The organism is Janthinobacterium sp. BHSEK, from assembly GCF_056174685.1.
Map to the genome: position 1 here is coordinate 18,357 of NZ_JBWBYV010000003.1, position 24,698 is coordinate 43,054.

23 protein-coding genes are annotated in these 24,698 nt (G+C 63.6%); 7 read left to right on the plus strand and 16 right to left on the minus strand.

The window, feature by feature from the left end; translation table 11 throughout:
• Nucleotides 1-56 precede the first annotated feature (56 nt).
• Nucleotides 57-908, minus strand: a complete 852-nt coding sequence (locus tag AC0V2Y_RS00765) for an SDR family oxidoreductase (protein ID WP_475413502.1) — start codon at nt 906-908, stop codon at nt 57-59.
• Between the two features lie 113 nt (nt 909-1,021).
• Between AC0V2Y_RS00765 and AC0V2Y_RS00770 the strand changes: the two genes are divergently transcribed.
• The 4 genes from AC0V2Y_RS00770 (at nt 1,022) to phaP (ending at nt 4,755) form a co-directional block, all read left to right on the plus strand.
• Entirely contained in the window at nt 1,022-1,450 is a 429-nt protein-coding gene (locus AC0V2Y_RS00770) for a winged helix-turn-helix transcriptional regulator (RefSeq protein WP_475413503.1), read from the plus strand.
• Nucleotides 1,451-1,541: 91 nt separating this feature from the next.
• On the plus strand, nt 1,542-3,794 hold the full coding sequence (locus AC0V2Y_RS00775) for an ATP-binding protein (protein ID WP_475413504.1): 2,253 nt from the start codon (nt 1,542-1,544) through the stop codon (nt 3,792-3,794).
• Between the two features lie 47 nt (nt 3,795-3,841).
• On the plus strand, nt 3,842-4,036 hold the full coding sequence (locus AC0V2Y_RS00780) for a hypothetical protein (protein WP_475413505.1): 195 nt from the start codon (nt 3,842-3,844) through the stop codon (nt 4,034-4,036).
• A gap of 107 nt (nt 4,037-4,143) precedes the next feature.
• Entirely contained in the window at nt 4,144-4,755 is a 612-nt protein-coding gene (gene phaP / locus AC0V2Y_RS00785; RefSeq protein WP_070218072.1) for a TIGR01841 family phasin, read from the plus strand.
• Nucleotides 4,756-4,799: 44 nt separating this feature from the next.
• Here the strand turns inward: phaP and AC0V2Y_RS00790 are convergent, their stop codons facing one another.
• Together AC0V2Y_RS00790 and AC0V2Y_RS00795 are read right to left on the minus strand one after the other, a co-directional pair.
• Nucleotides 4,800-5,444 (minus strand): helix-turn-helix transcriptional regulator, encoded by a 645-nt coding sequence (locus tag AC0V2Y_RS00790; RefSeq protein ID WP_475413506.1) that lies wholly within the window; start codon nt 5,442-5,444, stop codon nt 4,800-4,802.
• Nucleotides 5,441-6,658, minus strand: coding sequence for an MFS transporter (locus tag AC0V2Y_RS00795; RefSeq protein ID WP_475413507.1), 1,218 nt, complete (start codon nt 6,656-6,658; stop codon nt 5,441-5,443). The genes AC0V2Y_RS00790 and AC0V2Y_RS00795 overlap by 4 nt, the downstream gene beginning before the upstream one ends.
• Before the next feature lie 155 nt (nt 6,659-6,813).
• On the opposite strand from AC0V2Y_RS00795, the gene AC0V2Y_RS00800 reads away from it, so the two are divergent.
• From AC0V2Y_RS00800 to AC0V2Y_RS00810, 3 genes are all read left to right on the plus strand, one after another.
• A complete protein-coding gene (locus tag AC0V2Y_RS00800; RefSeq protein WP_475413508.1) occupies nt 6,814-7,518 on the plus strand; it encodes an SMI1/KNR4 family protein in 705 nt (234 codons plus the stop codon).
• 95 nt (nt 7,519-7,613) lie between these two features.
• Nucleotides 7,614-9,263 carry a VRR-NUC domain-containing protein gene (locus AC0V2Y_RS00805; RefSeq protein ID WP_475413509.1) on the plus strand — a complete coding sequence of 550 codons (1,650 nt, stop codon included), beginning with the start codon at nt 7,614-7,616 and terminating at the stop codon, nt 9,261-9,263.
• Complete coding sequence (locus AC0V2Y_RS00810) at nt 9,260-11,515, plus strand: ATP-dependent DNA helicase (protein ID WP_475413510.1); 2,256 nt, start codon at nt 9,260-9,262, stop codon at nt 11,513-11,515. The genes AC0V2Y_RS00805 and AC0V2Y_RS00810 overlap by 4 nt, the downstream gene beginning before the upstream one ends.
• On the opposite strand, the gene AC0V2Y_RS00815 is transcribed toward AC0V2Y_RS00810, so the two are convergent.
• The 13 genes from AC0V2Y_RS00815 to pstC form a co-directional block, all read right to left on the minus strand.
• Entirely contained in the window at nt 11,501-12,229 is a 729-nt protein-coding gene (locus tag AC0V2Y_RS00815) for a LytR/AlgR family response regulator transcription factor (protein WP_475413720.1), read from the minus strand. The genes AC0V2Y_RS00810 and AC0V2Y_RS00815 overlap by 15 nt on opposite strands.
• 11 nt (nt 12,230-12,240) lie before the next feature.
• Nucleotides 12,241-13,317, minus strand: a complete 1,077-nt coding sequence (locus tag AC0V2Y_RS00820; RefSeq protein WP_475413511.1) for a sensor histidine kinase — start codon at nt 13,315-13,317, stop codon at nt 12,241-12,243.
• Between the two features lie 6 nt (nt 13,318-13,323).
• A complete protein-coding gene (locus AC0V2Y_RS00825) occupies nt 13,324-14,139 on the minus strand; it encodes a LiaI-LiaF-like domain-containing protein (RefSeq protein WP_475413512.1) in 816 nt (271 codons plus the stop codon).
• The gene (locus AC0V2Y_RS00830) at nt 14,129-14,512 is read right to left on the minus strand and encodes a LiaF transmembrane domain-containing protein (protein ID WP_475413513.1); all 384 of its coding nucleotides are present in this window, start codon (nt 14,510-14,512) and stop codon (nt 14,129-14,131) included. The genes AC0V2Y_RS00825 and AC0V2Y_RS00830 overlap by 11 nt, the downstream gene beginning before the upstream one ends.
• Before the next feature lie 382 nt (nt 14,513-14,894).
• On the minus strand, nt 14,895-15,809 hold the full coding sequence (locus AC0V2Y_RS00835) for an NAD-dependent epimerase/dehydratase family protein (protein ID WP_475413721.1): 915 nt from the start codon (nt 15,807-15,809) through the stop codon (nt 14,895-14,897).
• A gap of 94 nt (nt 15,810-15,903) precedes the next feature.
• Complete coding sequence (locus AC0V2Y_RS00840; protein ID WP_475413514.1) at nt 15,904-17,850, minus strand: UvrD-helicase domain-containing protein; 1,947 nt, start codon at nt 17,848-17,850, stop codon at nt 15,904-15,906.
• 33 nt (nt 17,851-17,883) lie between these two features.
• Entirely contained in the window at nt 17,884-19,080 is a 1,197-nt protein-coding gene (gene senA, locus AC0V2Y_RS00845) for a selenoneine synthase SenA (protein WP_475413515.1), read from the minus strand.
• Between the two features lie 74 nt (nt 19,081-19,154).
• On the minus strand, nt 19,155-20,471 hold the full coding sequence (gene phoR, locus AC0V2Y_RS00850) for a phosphate regulon sensor histidine kinase PhoR (RefSeq protein WP_475413516.1): 1,317 nt from the start codon (nt 20,469-20,471) through the stop codon (nt 19,155-19,157).
• A gap of 11 nt (nt 20,472-20,482) precedes the next feature.
• On the minus strand, nt 20,483-21,172 hold the full coding sequence (locus AC0V2Y_RS00855) for a response regulator (protein WP_034755074.1): 690 nt from the start codon (nt 21,170-21,172) through the stop codon (nt 20,483-20,485).
• Nucleotides 21,173-21,177: 5 nt separating this feature from the next.
• Nucleotides 21,178-21,888, minus strand: a complete 711-nt coding sequence (gene phoU, locus AC0V2Y_RS00860; protein ID WP_070218051.1) for a phosphate signaling complex protein PhoU — start codon at nt 21,886-21,888, stop codon at nt 21,178-21,180.
• A gap of 48 nt (nt 21,889-21,936) precedes the next feature.
• Complete coding sequence (pstB, locus tag AC0V2Y_RS00865) at nt 21,937-22,719, minus strand: phosphate ABC transporter ATP-binding protein PstB (protein ID WP_373631409.1); 783 nt, start codon at nt 22,717-22,719, stop codon at nt 21,937-21,939.
• 38 nt (nt 22,720-22,757) lie between these two features.
• Complete coding sequence (gene pstA / locus AC0V2Y_RS00870) at nt 22,758-23,654, minus strand: phosphate ABC transporter permease PstA (RefSeq protein ID WP_475413517.1); 897 nt, start codon at nt 23,652-23,654, stop codon at nt 22,758-22,760.
• Nucleotides 23,651-24,622: a phosphate ABC transporter permease subunit PstC gene (gene pstC / locus AC0V2Y_RS00875; protein ID WP_235194289.1), complete on the minus strand. Its 972-nt coding sequence runs from the start codon at nt 24,620-24,622 to the stop codon at nt 23,651-23,653. The genes pstA and pstC overlap by 4 nt, the downstream gene beginning before the upstream one ends.
• Nucleotides 24,623-24,698: the final 76 nt, after the last annotated feature.

The window sequence follows — 24,698 nt, forward strand, 5'->3', positions numbered from 1 at the left end:
CGGCTTTTTTCATTTCAGAATGCCGCGCGGTTTCCCCAACCTGCGGCACCCTCCCCTTATTTGCCCAGCGCCGCCTTCACGGCGTCAAACAGGCTCGTCGTCGGACGGCCTATCAGCGCGCTCAATTGCCTGCCGTGGTCTTCCAGGCCACCCTTGGCCGCGCCCGCATCGGAATCGGCCAGCAGGTCCGCAAAGCCTTCCGGCACGCCCACGCTCACCAGCGCCGCCTTGAAGTCCGCCTGCGGCAAATCTTTATAGACGATCGCCTTGCCCGACTGGCGCGCCACTTCGGCCGCATACTCGGCCAGGGTAAAGCCGTGGTCGCCAGCGAGTTCATAGATGGCTTGCGGCTGGGCCGCGACCAGCACGGCAGCAGCGGCGGCAGCATAATCAGCGCGCGCGGCGGACGAGAAGCGCCCGCTTTGCGCCGCGCCCAGCACGACGCCATGCTCGAGCACGGGCGCCAGGTGCTCCGTATGGTTTTCCAGATACCAGCCATTGCGCAGGAATGTGTACGGCAGGCCGGACGCGCGGATGGACGCTTCCGTGATCACGTGTTCCGCGGCCAGGCCCAGCGGCGACGTATCGGCGCGCAAGACGCTGGTATAGGCAAGCAGGGAAACGCCGGCGCGCCTGGCCGCATCGATGACGTTCTGGTGCTGCTGCGCGCGCTGACCCACTTCGCTCGACGAGATCAGCAGGATTTTCGTTGCCCCCTTGAATGCCGCATCGAGGCTGGCGCCATCGTTGTAATCGGCCTGGCGCACTTGCACGCCCTTGGCGGCCAGGTCGGCGGCCTTGGCCGGGTTGCGCACGGCGGCGATGATATTGGCTGCGGGGACGGATTTGAGCAGATTGGCGATGACGTGCTGTCCCAGATTGCCTGTGGCGCCGGTAATGACGATCATGATTTCTCCTTGGAGGGTGGGTCGTAAAACCCTATAATAGGACTATTACTTACTTATTGTAAGTACGTACCTTTTGGTAAGTATGAATTACCTCACATTGAAGGCCAACTATCATGTCCACAGACACTCCCGGCGCCAGCCTGCGCGCCGCCCTCGCCCGCCAGAACCAGGGCGCGCACCTGCTGGCGGCCGCCTGCCCGTCGCGCGCCGTGCTCAGCCACCTGACCAGCCGCTGGGCCGTGCTGGTGCTGGTACTGCTGCTGAGCGGCACGCGGCGCTTCAGCGAACTGCGCCGCGAAGTGGGCGGCGTCAGCGAAAAGATGCTGGCGCAAACCCTGGAAGCGCTGGCGGGCGACGGCTTCGTGCTGCGCCAGGCCTACCTGGTGATACCGCCCAAGGTGGAATACAGCCTCACGCCGCTGGGTCGCGAGGCGGCCGAACGCCTGGCCGTGCTGGTCGACTGGATCGAGGATAATTACCCGCGCATCGAACAGGCGCGCGCGGCCCTGGACGCGGCACCGGCAGCGCAAAATGCGGCGTGAACAGATTGCTTTTGATCATCAAGAATTATCGTTTACTCCTACTTGCCTTGATGTAATACTAGGCCCATGAACCGCGTAAGGGCGCGACACCATGAACCAGTTGATTTCTTCCATCACCGACCGGGCCAATGTGCTACTGGTCAGCAATTCGCCGAACGAAGTGCGCGAACTGCTGTATGTGCTGGACCGGCATAACCTGGGCACGGGACTGGCGGGCGATATCGACGAAGGCGTGGAACTGGCGGCCGGCGGCACGGACCTGATCCTGCTCGACGCGGCCCTGGCGGGCACGAATATCGGCGCTACCTGCATGCGCCTGCGCAATGCGGGCGGACGCCACAGCGTGCCCCTGCTGCTGATGTCGGCCACCCCCAGCGCCGAGGAACAGGGCCGCAGCGTGGGCGCCGGGGCTTCCGACTACATCAAGATGCCCTTCAATGCACGCGATGTGGCGGAAAAAATTCTCATGGAACTGGCACTGCACAAGGCCGAGGCGCCCGCCGCCCGTCCCTTCGCCACGCCCGCCACGCCGCCGCGCCCCGTGCATCCGCAAACGCTGGAAGTCAATTACCACTCGATCCTGGCCGGTTCGCCCGACGCCGTGCTGCTGTTCGATATCGACAACAAGCTGCTGATCGACGCCAACCACCTGGCCGAAGAACTGTTCGGCATGCCGCTGGCCGCACTGCTGCAAGGCGGCATGGAGCCGCTGTTCCCCACACATCAGAGCGATGGCCGCGCCTCGCCGCAACTGCTGGAAGAAAAGATCCGCGATACCCTGCAAGGCAAGATCGTCGTCTTCCGCGCCAGCTGCTGCCACCGCGACAGCCACCCGATCGCCTGCGAAATCCGCCTGATGCGCCTGTCCGTGCCGGGCCGCCAGCTCGTGCATGCGCGCATCATCGACTTGACCGAACGCAACCTCGCCGAAGCGATGCGCTCGGGCCAGAGCGCCCTGCTGGAAATGGTCGCCAAGGGCGCGCCCCTGGTCCCCACGCTGAACCAGCTGCTGCTCTTGATCGAAGGCCAGTCGCGCGGCGTGCTGTGCTCCATCATGCTGCTCGACGACGACGGCGTCCACATGCACAGCGCGGCCGGCCCCAGCCTGCCGCCCGAGTACATGGCCCTGCTCGAAGGCGTGGCCATCGGCCCCGGCGTGGGTTCCTGCGGCACGGCCATGTTCCTGCGCGAACCGGTGGTGGTCAGCGACATCATGCAGGACCCGCTGTGGGCGCCCTACCGCGAGCTGGCCGCGCCGTTCGGCTTGCGCGCCTGCTGGTCGCGCCCCATCTTCGGCCAGGATGGCGCCGTGCTCGGCTCCTTCGCCATGTACTACCGCGACGTGCGCCAGCCCGATGCGCGCGACCTGGAATTGATCGACACGGCCACCGACCTGGCCGGCATCGCGATTGGCCGCATGCGCCACGAACGCGAGCTGCAGCGCCATCGCGCCCACCTGGAAGAACTGGTGGCCGAACGCACGGCGGCCCTGACGCAGGCCAAGGAACAATCAGAACAGGCGAACCGCGAACTGGCTGCCGCGCTGGAAAACCTGTCCATCACGCAAGAAGAACTGGTGCGCCGCGACAAGCTGGCCGCGCTCGGCGCGCTGGTGGCCGGCATCGCGCATGAACTCAATACGCCGATCGGCAACGGCCTGGTGGTGGCCACCACGATGGCCGAACGCACGCGCGAAATCCAGGCCAGTTTCCTCGATGGCCTGCGCCGCTCCGAACTGGGCGCCTACCTGACCCAGGCCAGCGAGGCCGACGCCATCATGCTGCGCAACCTGCAGCGCGCCGCCGACCTCGTTTCGAGCTTCAAGCAGATCGCCGTCGACCGCGCCAGCTCGCAGCGCCGCCACTTCCTGCTGCGCCAGTTCGTGGCCGAGCTGATGCTGCCCCTGTCCACGCCGCTCAAGGCCGCCGGCCTGAGCCTGACGCAGGACGTGCCGGACGGTCTGGCCATGGACAGCTATCCCGGTCCGCTGGGCCAGGTGCTGAGCAACCTGCTGGAAAACTGCCTGCGCCATGCCTTCGAAGGCCGCAGCGGCGGCAGCATCGCCATCACGGCGCGCGGCAGCGACGACGGGCAGACGATCACCCTGTCCATCGCCGACACGGGCGTGGGCATCGCCGCCGACGACCTCGTGCATGTCTACGACCCCTTCTTCACCACCAAGCTCGGTTCGGGCGGCTCGGGCCTGGGCCTGCATGTGGCGCACAACATCGTCACGGGCGTGCTGGGCGGCCATATCGACGCCACCAGCAGCACCGGTGACGCCAGCGGCACCACCTTCACCCTGCAGCTGCCCGCCGTGGCGCCGCAATCGCCCGCGCCCTGAGCTGCAGGCACGCTACAATGCCGGCAGGCTATTCTTTCGGAGCACTTATGAAATACCTGATCGCCACGGCCCTGCTGGCCGCCTGCGCATACGCCTCGGCCGGACCGCCCCCCTGGTACAAGTGGCGCAGCAAGATCGACGGCACCCTGTCGTGCGCCCAGTCCACCCTGGGATTTGGCTGGGAACTGGCCTCGGGACCGTACAAAGATAGCCGTTGCGAAAAACCGGCGCTTGTTAAATAATGGGGCCATGACCACACGGGGCACCGGCTTGAGATCAAGCGATGGCATTGCGGCGTCGAAAGAGTATGGAACGATAAGAACGTATCTATTCAAACCGAGGAGACCACATGTTTACGAATCCCGAACAATTCGCATCGGCCACCAAGGCCCTGTTTGAATTCCAGCTGATGACCTTCAACACCCTCACTTCCAAGGCCGTGCAAGGCGTGGAACAGGTGCTGGCATTGAACATGGCCACCGCCAAGTCCGGCATCGAGGATGGCCTTGCCGCCGGCAAGGAAATCAGCCAGGCCAAGGATCCGAAGGCCGCCATGGCCGCCGCCGCTGCCCAGCTGCAACCGGGCGTGGCAGGCGCGAAGGCGTATAAACAGCAACTCGACGACATCATCAAGGAAATCCACACGGAATTCACCACGGCCGCCGAAGCCCACGTGGCCGAAGCGAAAAGCAATCTGAGCGCCCTGATCTACGACGTCACGAAGAACGTGCCGCCTGGCTCGGAAAACGCCGTGGCCATCGTCAAGGCCGCCATCGACAACGCCTTCCTCGGCTACGAACAAGTGACCAAGGCCACGAAACAGGCCGTGAAGACCGTGGAAGAGCAGATCGCCAAGGCCAGCGCGCAAGTGGCGCAGGCCACGGAAAAAGCCACGGCCGGCGCGCAGGCTGCGGCTGAAAAGGCGGCGCCTGCCGCCAAGCCGAAGGCTGCCAAGAAGTAACGATGTAGGCCGGATTAGCGCGGCAACGCCGCGCGTAATCCGACCTACCCGGCCGACGACGCATTCACCGGCACGATCCGGTACACGCAGCGCCTTCCCCCCTGCAGCAGATACTCGCTGCGCTCCACCGTGCAATCGTCCCCCAATACCCGCTGAAAGATGGCCAGCTCCGAGCGGCAGAAATTCTGGCATGCCGTGGCCGCCGCGCAGATCGGGCAATGGTTTTCCACCAGCAAGACACTGCCATCGTCCTGCGGTTCCGCATGGGCCATGTAGCCCTCGCCATCACGCGCGCGGGCCAGGCTATCCACCCTTTGCGCCAGATCAAGCCGAGGATCGACCAGCTTGCCATAGGCCGCTTCGCTGCCGCGTTCGCGCGCGCCGATCAACTTGTCCAGGCCCTCATCGCCGAACAGGGTTTTCACTTGCGCGATCAATTCCAGGGTCAGGTCGGCATGGCGGTCGGGAAAGCGCGCGTGGCCCGCCGGCGTCAGTTGCCAGCACCGCGACGGGCGTCCCACCTTGTCGGCCACGTCCTCGAACGCCACCAGGCCCTTGTCCTGCGCCGCTTCCAGCTGGCGCCGCGCACCCATGGAGGTGATATCGAGCAAGGCCGCCAGTTGCTGCGCCGTCTGCGGCCCCCGCATCTTCAGCAGGAACAGCGTTTGCCCGGACGTGCTCGCATTCATGCCACGGCTTTCGCGTCAACTCTACCTGCCAGCTGGCGGCGCCAGGCCGCCATGCGCCACGCGGCCCAGGCGGCGGAACAGGCGCCCGCGACGAGGATCAGGCGCGTGTCGATCAGAGTCAGCACGGAGCCGCTGAGTGCCACGACGATATTGGCGATGCAAAAGGTGGTGGCCAGCAAGCCCATCACGGCGCCCTGCCCGTGCACGCTGAAGCGCTCGGCGCACCAGCCCTGTATCACCGTGTTGTACAGCGCATTCGGGATGCCGAACAGCACGATGGCGACGATGCCCACCCATATGTTGCCCAGCGCCAAAATCCCGACGGCCAAGGCCACGCCGCAGGCATACCAGCTGGCGCGCAGCAGCGGCGCATGCCGGCTGGGACCGCCCGCCAGCAGCGACGTAATCGTCATCGTGCCGCACAGGCCCACGTTCACCCAGGCAATCGCCTGCCCATGGTAATTGGCCGTCTCGACCAGCCACAGCGGGTAGAACTCATAGAAACTGGCCACGCCGCAGGTGAACGCCAGTTGCACGATGAACAGGGTGCGCAGCTCCTCATGGCGCAGCAGATTCAGCGAATGGCGGTCGCGCGCCACTTGCCACCACGACGTCGTCAATAGCGACGGCGTTTCGCGCGGCAAGCCCACGGCCACCAGCACGGCGACGAGCATCAGCGCGGCGGCGGCGATCCAGAACGGCACCGTCACGCCCCAATGCAGGGTCGCGCCCGCCAAGATCGGCCCCACCAGCCAGCCCAGGTAGAACGCGCCGTTCAACCACGACATGGCGCGCAGGCGCAGCGGTCCCGTCAGCTGGTCGGCCAGCATGGCGCGCGCCACGGCGCCGTTGCCCTCCAGCAAACCCGTGATGAAACGGGCGACGATGAACAGCGGGTAGGACTGGATCACCAGCGCCCAGGCCGTGATGGCGTGGCCGATGGCGGCGCCCACTGCCGTGCGCATCAGCAAGGGACGGCGGCCGTAGCGGTCCGACAAGGGGCCCAGCAGGGCCGAGCCGATCAGCAAGCCCAGCGGATTGATCGTCAGCGCCAGGCCGAACAGTAATTTCGACGGCAAGCCGAGGAAATTGTTGAAGGCGTTCGGCGCCTCGGCCGCAAAAAGAGGCGGCAGGATCGGATATGGCAGCGAGGCGCCGATGGTCGACAGCAGCGCCAGCAGGCAGGCGGCGGAAATCAGGATGAAGTTTTTCATGCGAGCTCGACGGATAGTGTCTGGCAAGACTACGTGGTCATGCCAGATAAGTAAACTAAAATGTTTATTAATTATGCACATCATTGCAGCCGTGAAGCGTGCCAGACATCGCCTCGGCTATCATGCCCACATGAATCACGTTGAATAGGGCAAACATGACACTGGCAGAAATTGAACAGCAACACGGCTTCACCTATCCCGCGCTGTACCGGCAACTGGAGCGCGACGGCATGCTGGCCGTGGGCGAATATGGTCCCGACTGGTACAAGCTGGTCTATCCCACATTAAAGGATAAACCCACCCTGCTGCTGCATGCCGACGATTTCGAATTGCTCAATATCAAGGCCGTTGCCGAAGCAGCGGAAACCTTGCTGGACGCGGACGATTACCGGCAAATCGATCCCGCCTACCGCTTCATCCCGTTCGCGCAAACGGGCGCGGGCGACCACTACTGTTTTTTCGCTTCAGGCCAGCACGATGGCGAGATGCCCGTCGTGCTGCTGTGGCACGACCAGAATGAAGCGCAATACCTGGCGAAAAACCTGCAGGACTTCCTGTTTCACATGTTATTAAACAGCATGGCGGACCAGGATACCTACAACGAGGTCAGCGACGACGAATTCAGGGAGCAACTGGCCAACACCCTGGTCACGCATGCGCGCTACCTGACGGTGCCCCAAGCCGACGTGCTGCAATCCTTGCTGGCCAGGGACATCCTCGATTACGAGGTGGTGCTGCCGAAAGGACGCAAGGAAGCGCACCGGGGCTTGCTGACCGATATCGAACTGGCCCGCCTGCGCGCCGAACTCATTCCGTACGAAAAGTTCGACAGCTGTTTTGCCTACAGCACGGCTGACTGAACATAAAATCGCTGGGCAAGCGGCGGCGGAAGGTTTAAACTGTATATAAACACAGTAAAACCCGTCACCTTGCAACTTGCCCTATTCCCATCCCCATGTTGAGAGTCCTGGAAAATCCCCTGTACTATCTGGATAATTTCCAGGACGTGCTGAGCTGGATCGGCGCGCGTTACGCCGATCTGCTGAGTCTTGAGGAAACGCAATTCATTGCCGACTTCGGCGCACTGCCGCAGCCGTCGCGCGCCCTGTTCGTGCGCCTCGTCATGCGCAAGGGCTGTCTATTTCGCGCCAGCAAGCTCAATTACCCGGAAATCGGCGACACGCGCGCCGCCGCCCTGCCCTTGCTGGCCCTGGCATGGGTGGAAGCCGATCCCGTCATTGCGCTCGAAGAACTGTTCGAGCAACTGTTGAAAGCGGAAATCGCCCAGGCTTTCGATCTCGCCCCATCCCTGAAGGCGGCGCGCAAGGCCGAGCAGCTGGAAGCCTTGCGCGGGCAGCATGGGGAAAACAGACCGTTCTCCGTCTGGCATCCGGCCTCCGGCGACGTGTTGTACCGCATCGGCCTGCAGCCCCTGTGCGACCGCCTGCGCCTGATTTACTTTGGCAATTATCACCAGGACTGGTCGGAATTCGTGCTGTCCGACCTCGGTGTGTATCAATATGAAAAAGTGGAATTCTCGCCCGAGTCGCGCGGCTTTCGCACGCGCCAGGATATCGAGCACTATGAAGTGCTGCACCAGTGCCGCGAACGCTACAACGACAGCGCGCCGGCGGACGAGGTGCTGCAGGAACTGGCGGCGCTGCCATTGCCCGAGGATAATACCTGGCTGGCCAGCCGGCGCGACAAGCTGCGTTTCCAGATCGCCCAGCATCTGGAGAAATGCCAGGACTGGCCCGCCGCCTACCGCGCCTATGCCGATTGCCGCTATCCGGGCGCGCGGGGCCGCGCCATCCGCGTGCTGGAAAAAGACGAACAGCCGCAAGCGGCGTACGAGCGGCTGGAGATCGCCCTGGCCGCGCCGGAAAGCGAGGCGGAACAGCAATTGCTGCTGCGCATGGCGCCCCGCTTGCGGCGCAAGCTGGGGCAGGCCAAGCAGGCGGCCAGCGCCCCCGCCAGCGTCGAGCGCATCGACCTGCTGCTGCCGTATCCAAGCGAGGCGTACTACGTGGAAGGCGTGGTGCGGCAGCACCTGATGCAGGACGAGGCCCCCGTGTACTACGTGGAAAATACCCTGATCAACTCGCTGTTCGGCCTGCTGTGCTGGCCCGCCATCTTCAAGGCCATGCCGGGCGCCTTCTTCCACCCGTTCCACCGTGGCCCTGCCGACTTGCACAGCGCCGATTTTTACCTGCGCCGCAGCACGGACTTCGCCGCTTGCCTGGCGCTGCTGGACGACGGCGGCTACCACGCCGCCATCCGCGCCACGCATGCCGCCAAGCACGGCATCGTCTCGCCCTTCGTCAGCTGGGAAGTGCTCGACGACGGCTTGCTGGACCTGGCGCTGGCCTGCATGCCAGCCGCGCACCTGAAGAAGGCGTTCGAACGCATCTTGCTCGATATCAAAAGCAACCGCAGCGGATTGCCTGATCTGATCCAGTTCTGGCCGACGGAACGGCGCTACCGCATGATCGAGGTCAAGGGTCCGGGCGACCGCCTGCAAGACAACCAGCTGCGCTGGATCGCCTATTGCACCCAGCACGCCATGCCCGTCAGCGTGTGCTATCTGCAATGGGAGGGTGCATGAAATACACGATCGCCGTGCGCGCCCTGTGCGAATTCACGGCCAAGGTAGGCGACCTGGACCTGCGTTTCACGCCCTCGCCCACGGCGCAGGAAGGCATGGCCGGCCACGCCACCGTCACAGGCCGGCGCGACGACGATTACCAGCGCGAAATCAGCCTGTGCGGCGACTTCGGCCCCCTGCACGTGCGGGGCCGCGCCGATGGCTACGACCCGGCGCGCCGGCAGCTGGAAGAAATCAAGACCTACCGGGGCGAGCTGGACGCCATGCCCGCCAACCACCGCCAGCTGCACTGGGCGCAGGCGCGCATCTATGGCCACTTGCTGTGCCAGCAGCTGAACCTGCCCATGCTGCGCGTGGCGCTCGTGTATTTCGACATCGCCAGCCAGAAGGAAACGGTCATGCACGAGGAATGCACGGCCGAAGCGCTGCGCCTGTTCTTCGAGCAGCATTGCGCGCTGTTCCTCGACTGGGCCGAGCAGGAAATGGCGCACCGGGCCAGCCGCGACGCGCAGCTCACCAGCATGGCATTTCCCCACGCGGACTTCCGCCCGGGACAGCGCCAGCTGGCCGAAGCCATGTACAAGGCCAGCAGCCGCGGCTGCGGTTTGCTGGCGCAGGCGCCGACCGGTATCGGCAAGACGGTGGGCAGCCTGTTTCCCATGTTGAAAGCGACGGCCGCGCATGGCCTCGATAAACTGTTTTTCCTGGCCGCCAAGGTACCGGGCCGGCAGATGGCGCTCGACGCCTGCGCCATCCTCAAGGAGAGCGCGCCGCTGCTGCCCTTGCGCGTGCTGGAACTGAGTGCCAAGACCAGTGCCTGCGAGCATCCCGACAAAGCGTGCCATGGCGAATCGTGTCCGCTGGCCAAGGGTTTTTACGACCGCTTGCCGCTGGCGCGCGAAGTGGCGCTGGCCAGCGGTTTGATATTGGACAAGGAAGCCGTGCGCGCCATCGCCCTGCAGCAGGGTATCTGCCCCTACTACCTGGGCATGGAGCTGGCGCGCTGGAGCGACGTCGTCATCGGCGACTACAATTATTATTTCGACCTCAGCGCCATGCTGTACGGCATGACCCTGGCCCACGACTGGAAAGTCAATGTGCTGGTCGATGAAGCGCACAATATGGTGTCGCGCGCGCGCAGCATGTATTCGGCCGAACTGGCGCAGATCGACCTCAAAATGCTGCGCAAGTTCGCGCCCGAAGGCTTGAAAAAGCCGCTGGACCGCCTCTCGCGCCAGTGGACGGCCCTGTTCAAGGAGCAGGATGGCGACTACCACGTGCATGCGGCCCTGCCCGACAAATTCTTTGGCGCGCTGCAAGGCGTGGCCACGGCCATCGGCGATTACATGGCCGAGAACGCTGCCGCGCTGGACGAGGACTTGCAGCGCTTTTATTTCGACGTGCTGCTGATCAACCGCCTGGCGGAGAGTTTCGGCGAGCATTCGCTGTTCGACGTCAGCAAGACGGACACGGGCTCCACCGTCTGCATCCGCAACATCGTGCCGGCACCGTTTCTCAAGGAACGCTTCGCGGCCAGCCACAGCACGGCCCTGTTTTCGGCCACCCTGAGCCCGTGGAATTACTACAGCGACACCCTCGGCATGCCGGCCGACACGGCCTGGGTCGACGTGGAATCGCCGTTCCAGGCGGAACAACTGTCCGTGCGCGTGGCCGATACCATTTCCACGCGCTACCAGCACCGCGCCGCCTCGCTGCTGCCCATCGCGCAATTGATGGCGAAACAATACGCGGAAACGCCGGGCAATTACCTGGCCTTCTTCAGCAGCTTCGACTACATGGAAAAGACGGCCACCCTGTTCGCCCAGCATTACCCCGACGTGCCCATCTGGCAGCAGCCGCGCCGCATGGACGATACTGCCCGCGCGCAATTCCTTGGCCGTTTCGGCCTGGAAACACGCGGCATCGGCTTTGCCGTGCTCGGCGGCGCCTTCGGCGAAGGCATCGACTTGCCCGGCGCGCGCCTGATCGGCGCCTTCATCGCCACCCTCGGTTTGCCGCAGATCAATCCCGTCAACGAGCAGATCCGCCAGCGCATGGGCGACATCTTCGGCGCCGGCTACGACTATACGTATCTGTATCCGGGCATGCAGAAGGTGGTGCAGGCGGCCGGCCGCGTGATCCGCACGCAGTCGGACAAGGGCGTCGTGTACCTGATCGACGACCGCTTTTCACGCCCGGAAATACGGCAGCTCTTGCCCACGTGGTGGGATGTGCAGCTAGCCAACCAGTAACTTCAGCTTCTGGTAGCCCGCCTTGCTCACGGGTATCCTCGTCTCGTCGCGCAGGATGGCCACGTGGCTGTCCTTGGTGGCCGCCTCGATGCGGCGGATGCCGTCGATATTGAGCAGGTACGACCTGTGCACGCGCAGGAACTTGGCGGGATCGAGCTGGGTTTCCAGCTCCGATAATCGTTGGCTTTTCAGGTAGGACTTGCCCTCGGAACGGATACTGATGTAATCGTCCTGCGCCTCGATGTAATCGATGCGCGCGCTGGCGATGACATGGACCTTGGCGCCATCGCGTATCAGCACGCGGTCCAGGGGCGCGGCGCGCGTGGCCGCCTCGCGCGCCAGCGTTTGCACAGCCTCGGGCAAGCTGCGGTGGGCGCGCGCATGGGCCAGCGCCTGCTCGAAGCGCTGTTCGCTGAACGGCTTCAGCAGGTAATCGAGGGCATGACATTCGAACGCCTTCAAGGCGTACTGGTCGTAGGCCGTGACAAAGATCAGCCTGGTCTTCGCGCCGACCAGCTCGGCCACCTCGAAACCGTCCAGGCGCGGCATCTGGATGTCGAGAAACACCAGTTCCGGTTCCAGTTCCGCGATCGCCTTGACGGCGTCGAAGCCGTTGGCGCATTCGGCCACGATGTCGATATCGTCGTGGCGCGCCAGGTATTCGCGCAACACGCTGCGCGCCAGTAATTCATCATCGACGATGGCCACGCGCATTCTTGCCTGCATCATGCTTCCTCCGTGTCGCCGGTCTGCGCCGGCATGGAAATCATCACTTCGAAATGGCCGTCGCGCCGGCCCCAGTGCATGCTTGCCTCGTGAGCATACGCGCCGGCCAGGCGCTGGCGCACATTTTCCAGGCCCACGCCATTGCCGCGCGCCGGCCCCTGATCCGCATCGACGGGGTTGCGCACGGCGATCTGCAGCAGGCTGCCCGCGCGCCGGACCTCGATGGCGATCAGTCCGCCCTCCGTCAAGCCGCAGATACCATGCTTGACGGCATTCTCCACCAGCGGCTGTATCAGCATGGGTGGCAACAGACACGCCAGCGCGGCGGTGTCGATGCTTTCCGTCACTTGCAGGCGCGCGCCGAAACGCACTTGCTCGATGGCGAGAAAGTGGCGGATCAGCACCAGTTCCTGTTCCAGCGTAATGTGCTTGTGCGCTTCCAGGCTCAGGCTCTGGCGAAAGAAACTGGCCAGCTGCACCGTCATCTGGCGCGCGCCCGCCGCATCGATAGACGTCAGGGCGCTGATGGAGTTCAAGCTGTTGAACAGGAAATGCGGATCGATCTGCGTGCGCAGCATGCGCAGTTGCGCTTCCTGCGCCATCAGCTGCGCTTCCAGGCCCCGCTGCTCGGCCATGCTGGCGCGCACGAATTCGAGCAGCAGGTAATGCACGGCGGCGGCCAGGCAATACAGCAGCGCGCCCAGGCCGAAGAACAGGGCCAGCAGCGATTGCGTCAGGTCCACGCCCAGCCAGTGCTGCTCCAGCAACAGGCTGACGCTGTTCAGAAACTGCAGCAGGGTCGCCCACAGCAAGCCCGCGAACAGGGCCGCCACGCCCATCACGCCGGCGATGGCGAGCGGATGGCGGGCATGCAAGGGGTAGGCGCGGCACAGGTAAAACGCGGAAAAACCCGAGCCGATCGCATACACGAGCGTGGCGGGCACCACCAGCAGGACGGCATTAATCCACGGCGCGTGGGCCGCCCTGGCCAGGATGGCGGCCAGGGCCAGGCCCAGCGCGACGCACACCAGGAACACCACCACGGCGCCGCGCCGCTTCGACAAGGGTCCGGACATGCGCGCCTAGTTGCGGATTTCCAGGCCGCCCATGATGGCGTAACCCGTCACGTACAGGCGCTTGTTCTGGTTCGGCGGCACGATGGTCTTTTCCTCGAAGCCGCCGAGGATCGGCGTGCCCTGCAGCACCACGCTCCAGTCGGGCGGAATCTTGATGGTGACGCCGCCGCACAGGGCAAATACGTTGAGCACGGCTTCGCCTTCGATCGATGCCTGGCGCAAGTCGATTTCGCAGCCCGCCATGATGACGTTGATATCGCCGCCCCTGAAGCGCTGCGACGACACGCGCCGCACGTAGCCGCCCAGGATGGCCGTCACTTCGATGATGCTGTCGTCGTCCGCCTGCCCGCTGGCGCCGGGCGCCGCAGTGGCCTCGGCGGCGTCCTTGTCCAGCGACACGGCGCCATTCCTGGGCTGGCCGAAGGCGTCTGGCGCAGCGGTGCCGCCGGGCGGTGCGGCAAAATGCCGGCGGCGCTGCCGCTGCTGTGCGCCGGGCAAGGATTTCGACACGACGGCCACGCCGGCGGCGATGATGAGCAGCGGCCACAGCATGCTCCAGTTGATATAGAACAAGCCCATGGCTTTCAAGGTCCAGCTCAAGCCCAGCAAGACCATCACGCCGCCGAGAATGTAGCCGGAGCGGGTATGGCTTTGCGATATTTTCAGCAAGCCGAAAATGATGAGGATGGTGGGCCAGAAGCGGAAGGTGTAGCGCACATTGATGAAGCCCAGGTTATCGAGCAGGAACAGCAGCCCCAGGCCGATGACGATGACGCCCAGCACGATCTGCGATGGCGAGTGCAGCGGCGGTCTATTTTTCATGCTCGGACTCCCGGTAGGCAATAAAATGTTTGTTCAGCAGCGGTTCCAGCACGAGGCCCACGCCCCAGGCGATCAGCAAGGCTGGCCAGCTATTGTAGAAACTTAAGTTCCACAGTTCTTCATACGACACATACCACCACGCGGCGAAGAAGATCAGCCACAGGCCGCTCAATACCTGCTTGGCGGACACGGGCGCGACCAGCTTGTTGAGACCGAAGACGACCAGTATCAGGGGCCAATAATGCCATAGTGCATAGTAATCATGCAGATAGATCACATCGAGCCGGTCCAGCAGGATGACGGCGCCGACGGCGATCAGCAGCACGCCCCACAGCAGCTGGGTACGGCGGTAATAAGCGGGTTCAGGTTTCACGGTCGCCCCTTGAAGTGAATTGATCGTCAAGATACGCGGATTTCAGGCGCGCGAAAACTGCGCTTCGGCGAATGGCGGACAGGTGGCGGTGAATGGCGCGGCGGCGGCAACGACAGGCAAAAAAAAGACCGGCTAACGCCGGCCTTGAAGGGGTTCGCAGTTCACACCGCGACCTGGAGTTGCAGTGCGCAGCCGCATGGCGCAAGCGCGCCCGCGGCGGAAATCTGGTGCCGATCCTTGAGGCGACCGGCTGACCTGCTGGAAGATCGAACATGCCGCCAACTTCACGGCAGTGCGTCTCAACCAAGCAAAGCCATCATACTCCCGATCGGGCAAAAGCACCGTTCGCTAGCGCACACAGATGCCGTTTTGCTGAGCTGCATCAAGCAGCCGTGGCGTGCGGCGGCTGCAGCATGTCGTTCCCGATCCATGCCAGCACGGACGGTCCCTGCGGCTGCCAGCCCAGCAGATTGCGCGACCGCTCGCCGCGCACGCGGCTGTTGGAACCGAGACCGTACGAGGCCATCTCGTAGCCCCATTCCGCAATGGCTTCCGGCAGCGGCCAGTCCTGCGCGGGACCCAGGTCCAGCGCCTGGGCGATGGCGGCCGTCATGTCGCGGAAGGCCGCCTCGCCCGACTCGACAAAGTAAAACGTGCCGGCGGGCGATTTTTCCAGCGCCAGCAGGTACAGGCTGACAACGTCGTCGATATGCACGTTGGACCAGATGTTGCGGCCCGGCCCCACGTGGCGCACGATGCCGCTCCTGCGCGCCTGCTTGAGCAAACGGGGCAATTGCACGCTGTCGCGCGGCAAGGCGCCGTGGCCATAGATCAAAGTATTGCACAGCACGCTGGCGCGTACGCCCTGGCCTGCGCTGGCCAGCACCAGCTCATCGATGGCGACCCGTGCCGCCTTGTCGGCCGTCGGCGCCGGCAGCCTGTCTTCGTAATAGATCTGTTCCGTGCCCTCGCCGCCCGAGGCGTCGCCCACGATGGACGAGCCGCTGGTGTGCAAAAACACCTTGTTCGTGCCGGCCAGCGCCTCAATGATGGCTTCCACGGCGCCCCGATGGTCGCTGCTGGCCGCATTGATGACGGCGTCCGCCGCCCTCGCCTGTTCGATGATCAGCTCGCGGTCGTTCAAGGTGCCGACGATGCCTTGTACGCCGATGGTGGCCAGCTCGGCCACCTGCTCCGGCTTGCGCACGAGGCCCGTCACCTGATGGCCGGCGCGCACGAGGCCCGCCGCGATGGAACTGCCGATGAAACCTGCCGCGCCTGTCAAGAATACTCGCATCATTACTCCTTTGTTGGTTCAGATTGCAATCAATCACAGCAACAAAGTATGCGCGCTTTCATCTTTCGCAAAAAGCGGCCGCGCGGCAAAAGATCTATGACTTGGAAGCAATAATCTTGCTTTTCAGCTGCAGGGCGGCGATGTAGCGGCTCCGGTAGGCGGGATCTTCTGGCGTCAGCAAGGTGAGCCTGTCGCGCGCGCGCGTGGCGGCCACATAGAAGCGGTTTTCCTCTTCCAGCGGATCCGTCTTGCTGCGCGGGAATTCGTCGACGGCCAGGTAGGGCAAAATCACGTGGTTGTACTCGAGGCCCTTGATCTGGTCGATGCAGGCGATGACGAGTTTGGCCTTGCCGGTCGAGACCGTCACGGCCTCTTCCATCTCGCCCAGCCAGCCGGCAAAGCCGCCCAGCGCCACGCCCGCTTCGCGGCATACGTCGATAAAACCGTGCAGGGAACGGGCCACGACCCGCGCCTGGGCCGGATCGACATAGATGCGGCGCGCCGTCTGTTCCAGCTGCATCAGGCCAAAGATGTGCTGCAGCGCGTCGCCCGCCAAGGCGTCGGGCGGCAGCGCGCGCAGATAGTCGACGGCGGCCAGGGTCAGCGCCGCCTTGTCCTGGTTCTGCGACTTGGCCAGCTGGTTCGTCAAGAAGCCTTCCAGCAAGTCGGGATAATTGGCCACGTCGGCCTTGGCTTGCTGCAATTCCGTGCGCGTAAACGGGATTTCCGCGAAGGCCACCAGGGCTTCGAGGATTTCGCCGCGGCGCGGGCCGCTCTTGATCGCGTGCAAATCCTTGCGGGCGATGGCGACCATGCCGCGCAGCATCAGCACTTCCAGGCTCAGCAGATAGCTGTTCATGTCCACCAGGCCATACGCGATGCCGCTCTGGAACAACGCCGTTTCCACGCGGATGGCCTGGTCGCGGTCGCGCAGCAAGATGGCCGTCGTGCCCGCATGCGCGTGTTCGAGCGCGGCGATCAGCTGGGCGCTGCACGCCTGCGGCTGCGCATGGTCATATTCGAGCAGCTCAATCTGCGTGGCGCGCGACAGGGCCGACACGCTGGGCTTGTTCTTCAGCACGCCCACGGCTTGCGCCAGCTGCGGGCCGTAGCGGTAGGATGCCGTCAGCGGCAGGCGCTGCAAGGCGGGGAATTCCTGCTCGAAGCGCTGGCGCAGGAAGCGGTGGTCGGCGCCCGACCACGTGTAGATCACTTGATCCTTGTCGCCGGCGCCGCAGAAAAACGCGTTGCCGCGGCGTATCAGCATGGTCAGCAGGCGGAACGACGCTTCATTCAAGTCGTGCAATTCATCGGCCACGATGATCTGGAAGGCGGGCAATTGCTGGCGCAGCGGTTCGTCGCCGTCGAGCATGCGCACGAGGTCGTAGGTGGCGTCGAATGGGGCGCGGAACTGGATATCGCCCGTGTCGGCGCCGCGCAAGCCTTCGTATTCGCGCAGCCACAGATAATGCGTGCGCGACATGCCCAGCATTTCCAGGTTGTCGTCCAGGGAATTGCTCTCGAAGTCAGGATTTTGGAAATCCAGGCGCGCCTTGGTGCGCAATTGCAGTTTCAGGAATTCGGCAATGGCCCCGTTGGTCGTATTGATTTCCAGCGGGTAGCGGTGAGCGTATTTCTCGGAAACCACTTCCAGCGCTTCCCAGGCCACGGGGCGCAGCTCTTCATCGCTGCGCATGAACGCCACCTGCATGTTTTCCAGCTGCGACAGCACCTTGGCGGCAAAGGCGTCGAAGGTGTCGATGGTCAGGCGCTTGACGACGCCCAGCGGCACGCCCACTTCCAGCAGGCGCTGGCGCAGGGCCACGCGCGCCGCTTCCGTGAAGACGAGGGCCAGCATGCGTTCGGGCGCGCGGCCCCGGTGCAAGGCTTCGGCCAGGCGCAGGGCCAGGGTCGTCGTCTTGGCGGCGCCGGCATTGGCGTCGATCAGGACGACCTTCTTTTGCGCCGTCTGGATGGCGACCTGCTCGGGCGTGGGCGTGATGCGTTTGGGAATGAACTGCGGGGCGTTATCTGTACTCAAGGGTATCCTGAAATGGTGTCTGTTCTCGGCGCGCTACCAGGCGCAGGTGCGCAGGCCGGCAAAGATGTCGCCCCGTTCGGGCGCATGGAAGGCGCGCATGCGGGCCGAATGCAGGCGCGGCGGCGTGGCGAACGAGGCCCCGCGCAAGACCTGGTGCTGCATGAAATACGGCGCCGAATACTCGCGCCAGGCATCCACCGCAAAGCCCGGATACGGCTCGAACGGCGTCGCCGTCCACTCCCATACCTGGCCCCAGTGAAAGCGCGGGTGGCAGGACAGCGCAGCATACTCCCATTCCGCCTCGGTCGCCAGGCGGCGCCCCGCCCAGGCGCAATACGCCTGCGCTTCATACAGATTGATGTGGCGCACGGCTTCGTTCGGCGGCAAGGTCGTGCGCTGGCCGAAACGCATGGTACGCCACTGCGTCGCTTCGCGCAGCCAGTACAGGGGCGACGAGCGCTCCTGCCGCATCAGCCAGGCGCTGCCGGCCGCGCTCCAGAACTGGCGGTTCTGATAGCCGCCATCGGCGACAAAATCGGCAAACTGGGCGTTGGATACGGCGCAGGCATCGATGGAAAACGGCGCCACGTAGCAGCGATGGGGCGGCGATTCATTGTCGAAGGCAAAACCGGCACCGCGCGGCGAGCCCAGTGCGATGGTACCGCCAGGAAAAGCGATCTGCCTCGCCCCGGGCGGCAAGGCCGGGCTGGCGGCCAGGGATTCCGGTGCTTCCAGACCCAGCCATTGCAGACCGGCCAGCATTTCCTCGCCACACAAGTCTTCATGCGCCAGGGCCAGCCGGTACGGCGCCAGGGCGCTGTCGACATTGGCTTCGCGCGAGAGCTTATCGAGCACGCGGTCAAGCACTTCATGGCAATACGTTTTGACGGCGCCGGGGCTGGGCAATTCCAGCTTCCAGCGCGCGCGGTGCTCGACCATATTGGCGTCGAACAAGTCGTCGCCGCGCGTCAGCAGGGAATTATAAATGGCGTCGGCCGGATGGCTGGACGCCGCTTCGCGCAGGATGAACCACTCGGCAAACCAGGCGATCTGCGCCAGTTGCCATAAAGGCGGATTGAGGCGCGGATGACGGGGCAGGCCCGCCACCACGTCCAGGCCGGCAGTGACGTAACAGTCGAACAGGGAAAGGGTGTCCTGGCGCGCGGCCAGCAGCGACTGGGCCAGTTGCTGCGCGCCGGCGTGGCGAAAAGAGGCGTTGATTAAAGTCATAGCCAGATTGTAACGACTTATGCCAACCTTGCACTAGTCGCACAGGAAACAGGAAGGGAGGCCCCCTCCCCCGCCTACTTGACCAGCAACTCGCCCTGCAGCGGCGTGACGACGGATTTGGGCATGCTGACGATAAAGCTGCTGCCCTTGTCAGCCACCGACTGGATGGCCAAGGTGCCGCCGTGGCGCAGCAGCACGTGCTTGACGATGGCCAGGCCCAGGCCCGTGCCTTGCGTTTCGCGCGAGCGGCTCTTGTCGACGCGGTAGAAACGTTCCGTCAGGCGCGAAATATGCTCCTGGCTGATGCCGATGCCCGTGTCTTGCGCGATGAATTGCGGTCCGGCCGGGCCATCCTGCCAGCGCAGGGTGATGGTGCCGCCGGCCGGCGTGTAGCGCACGGCGTTCGAGGCCAGGTTGCCGAAGGCGCTGTACAGTTCATCGTAGCTGCCCAGCACGTCGGGACCGTCGCATTCCATGGTCACGTCATGCTTGCCGGCCGACAAGCCCTTGGCGTCGCGCAAGACTTGCTGCATGAGCTTTTTGATGTCCACGGGTTCGGGGCGCAGCGGATAATCGACCGATTCCAGGCGCGACAGGGTCAGCATGTCCTCGATCAGATGCTGCATGCGGTGGCCCTGCTCCGTCATCAGCTTGAGGTGGGCGGCGCGCGTGGCGGCGTCCAGGTCCAGCTCGGCGGAAGCGATTTCCAGGAAGCCCACGATGACCGTCAGCGGCGTGCGCAATTCGTGCGAGGCGTTGGCGATGAAGTCGCGGCGCATCATTTCGATGCGTTCCGTCTCCGTCACGTCGTGCGTGACGAGGATCTGGCGGCGGTTCTCGAACGGGATGATCTGCACGATCAGCTTGCGGTTGCGGAAAGTGATCGTCAGCGGCTGGTCGTAGCGGCCCAGGATGATGTAATCCATGAACTCGGGGCTGCGGATCAGGTTGGTCACGCGCATGCCCTTGTCGCGCTCGTGCGTGAGGCCCAGGTGTTTCTCGGCGGCAGGATTGCACCATTCGAGGAACAGCACGTCATCCATGATGACGACGCCGTCGGGCAGCAGGTGCATGGCCTGGCGGAAACGCGCCAGCCATTCCGTCAGCTCGGCCTGGTTTTTCTCGTCGTCGCGGCGCATGCGGTACAGGCGCGCGAAGATGCTGGTCCAGGCGCCCCAGCCGTCGGGCAGCTTGGCGCTTTGCGGATTGTCCAGCCAGTTACTCAGCTGGAACAGATACGACAGCTGCACGAACACCATCATGGCCATCAGCACGAAGGCGATGCCCAGCGCATACGTGGCGCCAAACAGATACCAGACGACGGCCACGCCCAGCAGCGCCAGCACCATGCGCAAGGCGGCCGGTACCCAGAACAGCAATTTCGGATTCATAGAGTGAGGCTTTACTTTTCAGACAACATGTAGCCGACGCTGCGCACCGTCTTGATCAGGCTTTCCGCCTCTTTCAAGGCTTTGCGCAAGCGCAATACGTGGACATCGACCGTGCGTTCCTCGATCACCACATGGTCGCCCCACACCTTGTCGAGCAGCTGGCTGCGCGAAAATACGCGCTCCGGATGGGCCAGCAGGAATTTCAGCAGCTTGTATTCGGCATGGCCGATATCGATCTTCTGTTCATCCATCATCACCGTGCAGCTGACGGGGTCCAGGGCCACGTTGCCGGCGCGCATGGGCGCCTGCGCGTGTTCCGGACTCTTGCGCCGCAACAAGGCCTTGGCGCGCGCCAGCAACTCGCGCGGCGAGAACGGCTTGGTGACGTAATCGTCGGCCCCGCTGTTCAGGCCGGCCAGCTTGTCTTCTTCCATGCTCTTGGCGGTGAGCATGATGACGGGAATGGCAGCGAAATTGCGGTCGGCGCGGATACGCGACAGCAGGCGCAAGCCCGTCTGGTCCGGCAGCATCCAGTCCAGCAGGATCAGATGCGGCGTGCGGTGCTGGATGAATTCCCAGGCATCGGCAACGTTTTGTACGGAACAGCAATTCCAGCCGGATTCGCGCAGCGAATAGGTCACCAGTTCAACGATGGCCGGCTCATCTTCAACAATCAATACCGTGGTTTTATCAGATGCCATAAAGCTTACTCAGGGAGCTCCTCGGAAATGGCGGGAGCAGCCACCTTGGTGTGGCGGATGTCCTTGCCTTCAACCACGTAAATCACGTATTCGGCGATGTTTTTCGCATGGTCGCCGATCCGTTCGATGGCCTTGGCCACCCACAGGGTATCGAGCGCCGCCGAAATCGTGCGCGGGTCTTCCATCATAAAGGTAATCAGGTTGCGCATGATAGACCGAAACTCATGGTCGATGATGGCGTCTTGTGCAATTAATTGTAAGGCCTGCTTGCCATCGTTGCGCGCGAAGGCGTCCAGCGCGTCGTGCAGCATGTCGGTGGCCGTGTTGGCGATGCCGCGCACCATCTCGTAATGGTTGACGACGGCGTTGCCCCGCTTGTGCAGATTCTTCGCCACGCGGGCGATCTTGGTCGCCTCGTCGCCTACGCGCTCGAGGTCGGTAATCACCTTGATGGTGGCCATGATGGTGCGCAAGTCGTTGGCGGCCGGCTGGCGGCGCACGATCAGATGGCTGCAGGCGTCGTCCAGCGACACTTCCAGCTGGTTGACGACGTCGTCTTCGCGCATCACGCGGTCGGCGCGTTCGGGGTTGCCGATGCGAAAGCACGTCATCGCGTCGAGGAACTGGGTTTCAACGATGCCGCCCATCAGGAGCACTTTCGAGCGGATCGCTTCGAGTTCGTTGTCGTATTGCTTGGATGAATGTTCGCCTATCATGCCGTCTCTCCGTATTCAGTTGTCTTGTATATCGTTATTCCGGGCGGATCAGCCGAAGCGGCCCGTGATGTAATCCTGCGTTTCCTTGCGGGCCGGATTCATGAAGATCTGGTCCGTTTCGCCAAATTCCACCAGTTCGCCCAGGTACATATACGCCGTGTAGTCGGAGCAGCGCGCCGCCTGCTGCATATTGTGCGTCACGATGGCGATCGTGTAATCCTGTTTCAGTTCGCTGATCAGCTCTTCCACCTTCGAGGTCGAGATCGGGTCCAGCGCCGAGGTCGGTTCATCGAGCAGCAGCACGTCCGGTTTCACGGCCACGCCGCGCGCGATGCACAGGCGCTGCTGCTGGCCGCCCGACAGCGACAGGCCGCTCTTGGTCAGCTTGTCCTTGACTTCGCCCCACAGCGCGGCCTTCTTCAGGGCCCACTCGACGCGCTCGTCCATCTCGCCTTTCGACAGGTCTTCATACAGGCGCACGCCGAAGGCGATGTTGTCGTACACGGACATGGGGAACGGTGTCGGCTTCTGGAATACCATGCCGACCTTGGCGCGCAGCATGTTGACGTCCTGGTCGGCGTCGAGCACGTTGCGGCCGCGGTACAGGATGGAGCCTTCCGCGCGCTGGCCCGGATACAGGTCGTACATGCGGTTCAGGGTGCGCAGCAGGGTCGATTTGCCGCAACCGGACGGGCCGATGAAGGCGGTAACCTTCTTCTCGTGGATGTCCAGGTTGACGTTATGCAAGCTTTGCGTTTTGCCGTAAAAAAAGTTCAGGCCCGAAATCTCGATGGTTTTCTTCTTTGGTGCCAGGTCTTGGGCTGGATTCATTTGCGTATTCATATGGGTTCGCTTCGCTCGGTATCTGTTTAATTAGGGACTTTTTGGCTGAACACGGTGCGCGACAGGATATTCAGGGCCAGCACGCTGAAGGTGATCAGCAATGCGCCGCCCCAGGCCAGCGAGCGCCAGTTGTCGTACGGGCTCATCGCAAACGATGCGATGACGGACGGCAAGTTGGCCATCGGCGCATTCATGTTGAAGCTTTGGAACTGGTTATTCAGGGCAGTGAACAGCAGCGGCGCCGTTTCGCCGGCGATGCGGGCCAGGGCCAGCAGCACGCCGGTGATGACGCCCGCTTTCACGGCGCGCAAGCGCACCAGGGTGGCGACCTTCCAGCGCGGCGCGCCGAGGGCAAACGCGGCTTCGAGCAGGCTGTTCGGCACCAGGCGCAGCATATTGTCCGTCGTGCGTACCACCACGGGCACGGCGATCAGGGACAGCGCGATGGCGCCCGCATAGCCGGAGAAGTGTTTCACGTGGGCCACATACAGCGCATACACGAACAGGCCGATGACGATCGATGGCGCCGACAACATGATGTCCGTTACAAAACGCGTCACTTGCGCCAGCTTGTTTTCTTCGCCGTATTCAGCCAGGTAGATGCCGGCCAGGATGCCGATCGGGGTGCTGACGACGGTCGCCAGGCCCACCATCAGGGCGCTGCCGACGATGGCATTGATCAGGCCGCCGCCTTCGCTGCCGGGAGCCGGCGTCGTTTGCGTGAACAGGTCGATGGACAGGGCGCCGAAACCCTTGATCACCAGGGTGAACAAAATCCACACGAGCACGGCCAGGCCCAGGGCCATGGCGGCCACCGACAGGGCGATGCCGACGCGGTGCATCAGCAGGCGCTTGCGGTAGACGGGGTTCATGGCCGGCTTGGCCGGAACGTCGTGGGTGCTAACTTGGCTGAGCTGGCTCATTTCGTGCCTTCCTTGCGGGACATGCCAGCCAGCATCAGCTTGGCGGCGGATAAGACGATAAAGGTGATGACAAACAGGATCAGGGCCAGCGAGAACAGCGAGGACACGTGCAGCGCCGATTGCGCTTCGCCGAATTCGTTCGCCAGCAGCGAGGTGATGCTGTTACCGGCGGCAAACAGCGACCACGACAGTTTATTCGCGTTGCCGATGACGAAGGTGACGGCCATGGTCTCGCCCAGCGCGCGGCCCAGGCCCAGCATGACGCCGCCGACGACGCCGGTCTTGGTGTATGGCAAGACGATCTTGCGCACCACTTCCCAGCGCGTGCAGCCGAGGCCGTATGCGGATTCCTTCAGCACGGCAGGGACGATTTCGAACACGTCGCGCATCACGGAAGCGATGAAGGGGATGATCATGATGGCCAGCACCAGGCCGGCCGTCAGCAAGCCGATGCCCATCATGGGGCCGCTGAACAGCTGGCCGATGACGGGCACGTTGCCCAGCGTGGCTTTCAGGATAGGCTGGACGTGGTCGGCGAACAGGGGCGCGAAGACGAACAGGCCCCAGATGCCGTAGATGATCGATGGCACGCCGGCCAGCAGTTCGACGGCCGTGCCCAGCGGGCGGCGCAGCCAGGCCGGGCAGATTTCCGTGAGGAACAAGGCGATGCCGAAGCTGACGGGAAAGGCGATCAGCAAGGCGATGACGGACGTCACCAGGGTGCCGATGATGGGGATCAGGGCGCCGTACTGGTCATTGACGGGGTCCCATTCCGCGGACACGATGAAATGCAGGCCGAAGGTCTTGAAGGCCGGTATCGATTCCATGATCAGCGAAATGATGATGCCCACCAGGACGATCAGCACCGACAGGGCGAACAGCATCGTCACCTTGTGGAACATGAAATCCTGAAAGCGCTGCTTGCGCATGGTGGAAAGCATTTGCGCGTGACTGATGGAATCGGTCATGGTGCCGCCTGGCATGGGGATCGTGGAGGAGGTAGATTGTGCGCTCATATTGTGCCAGATGTGGGTGGTACTGCCG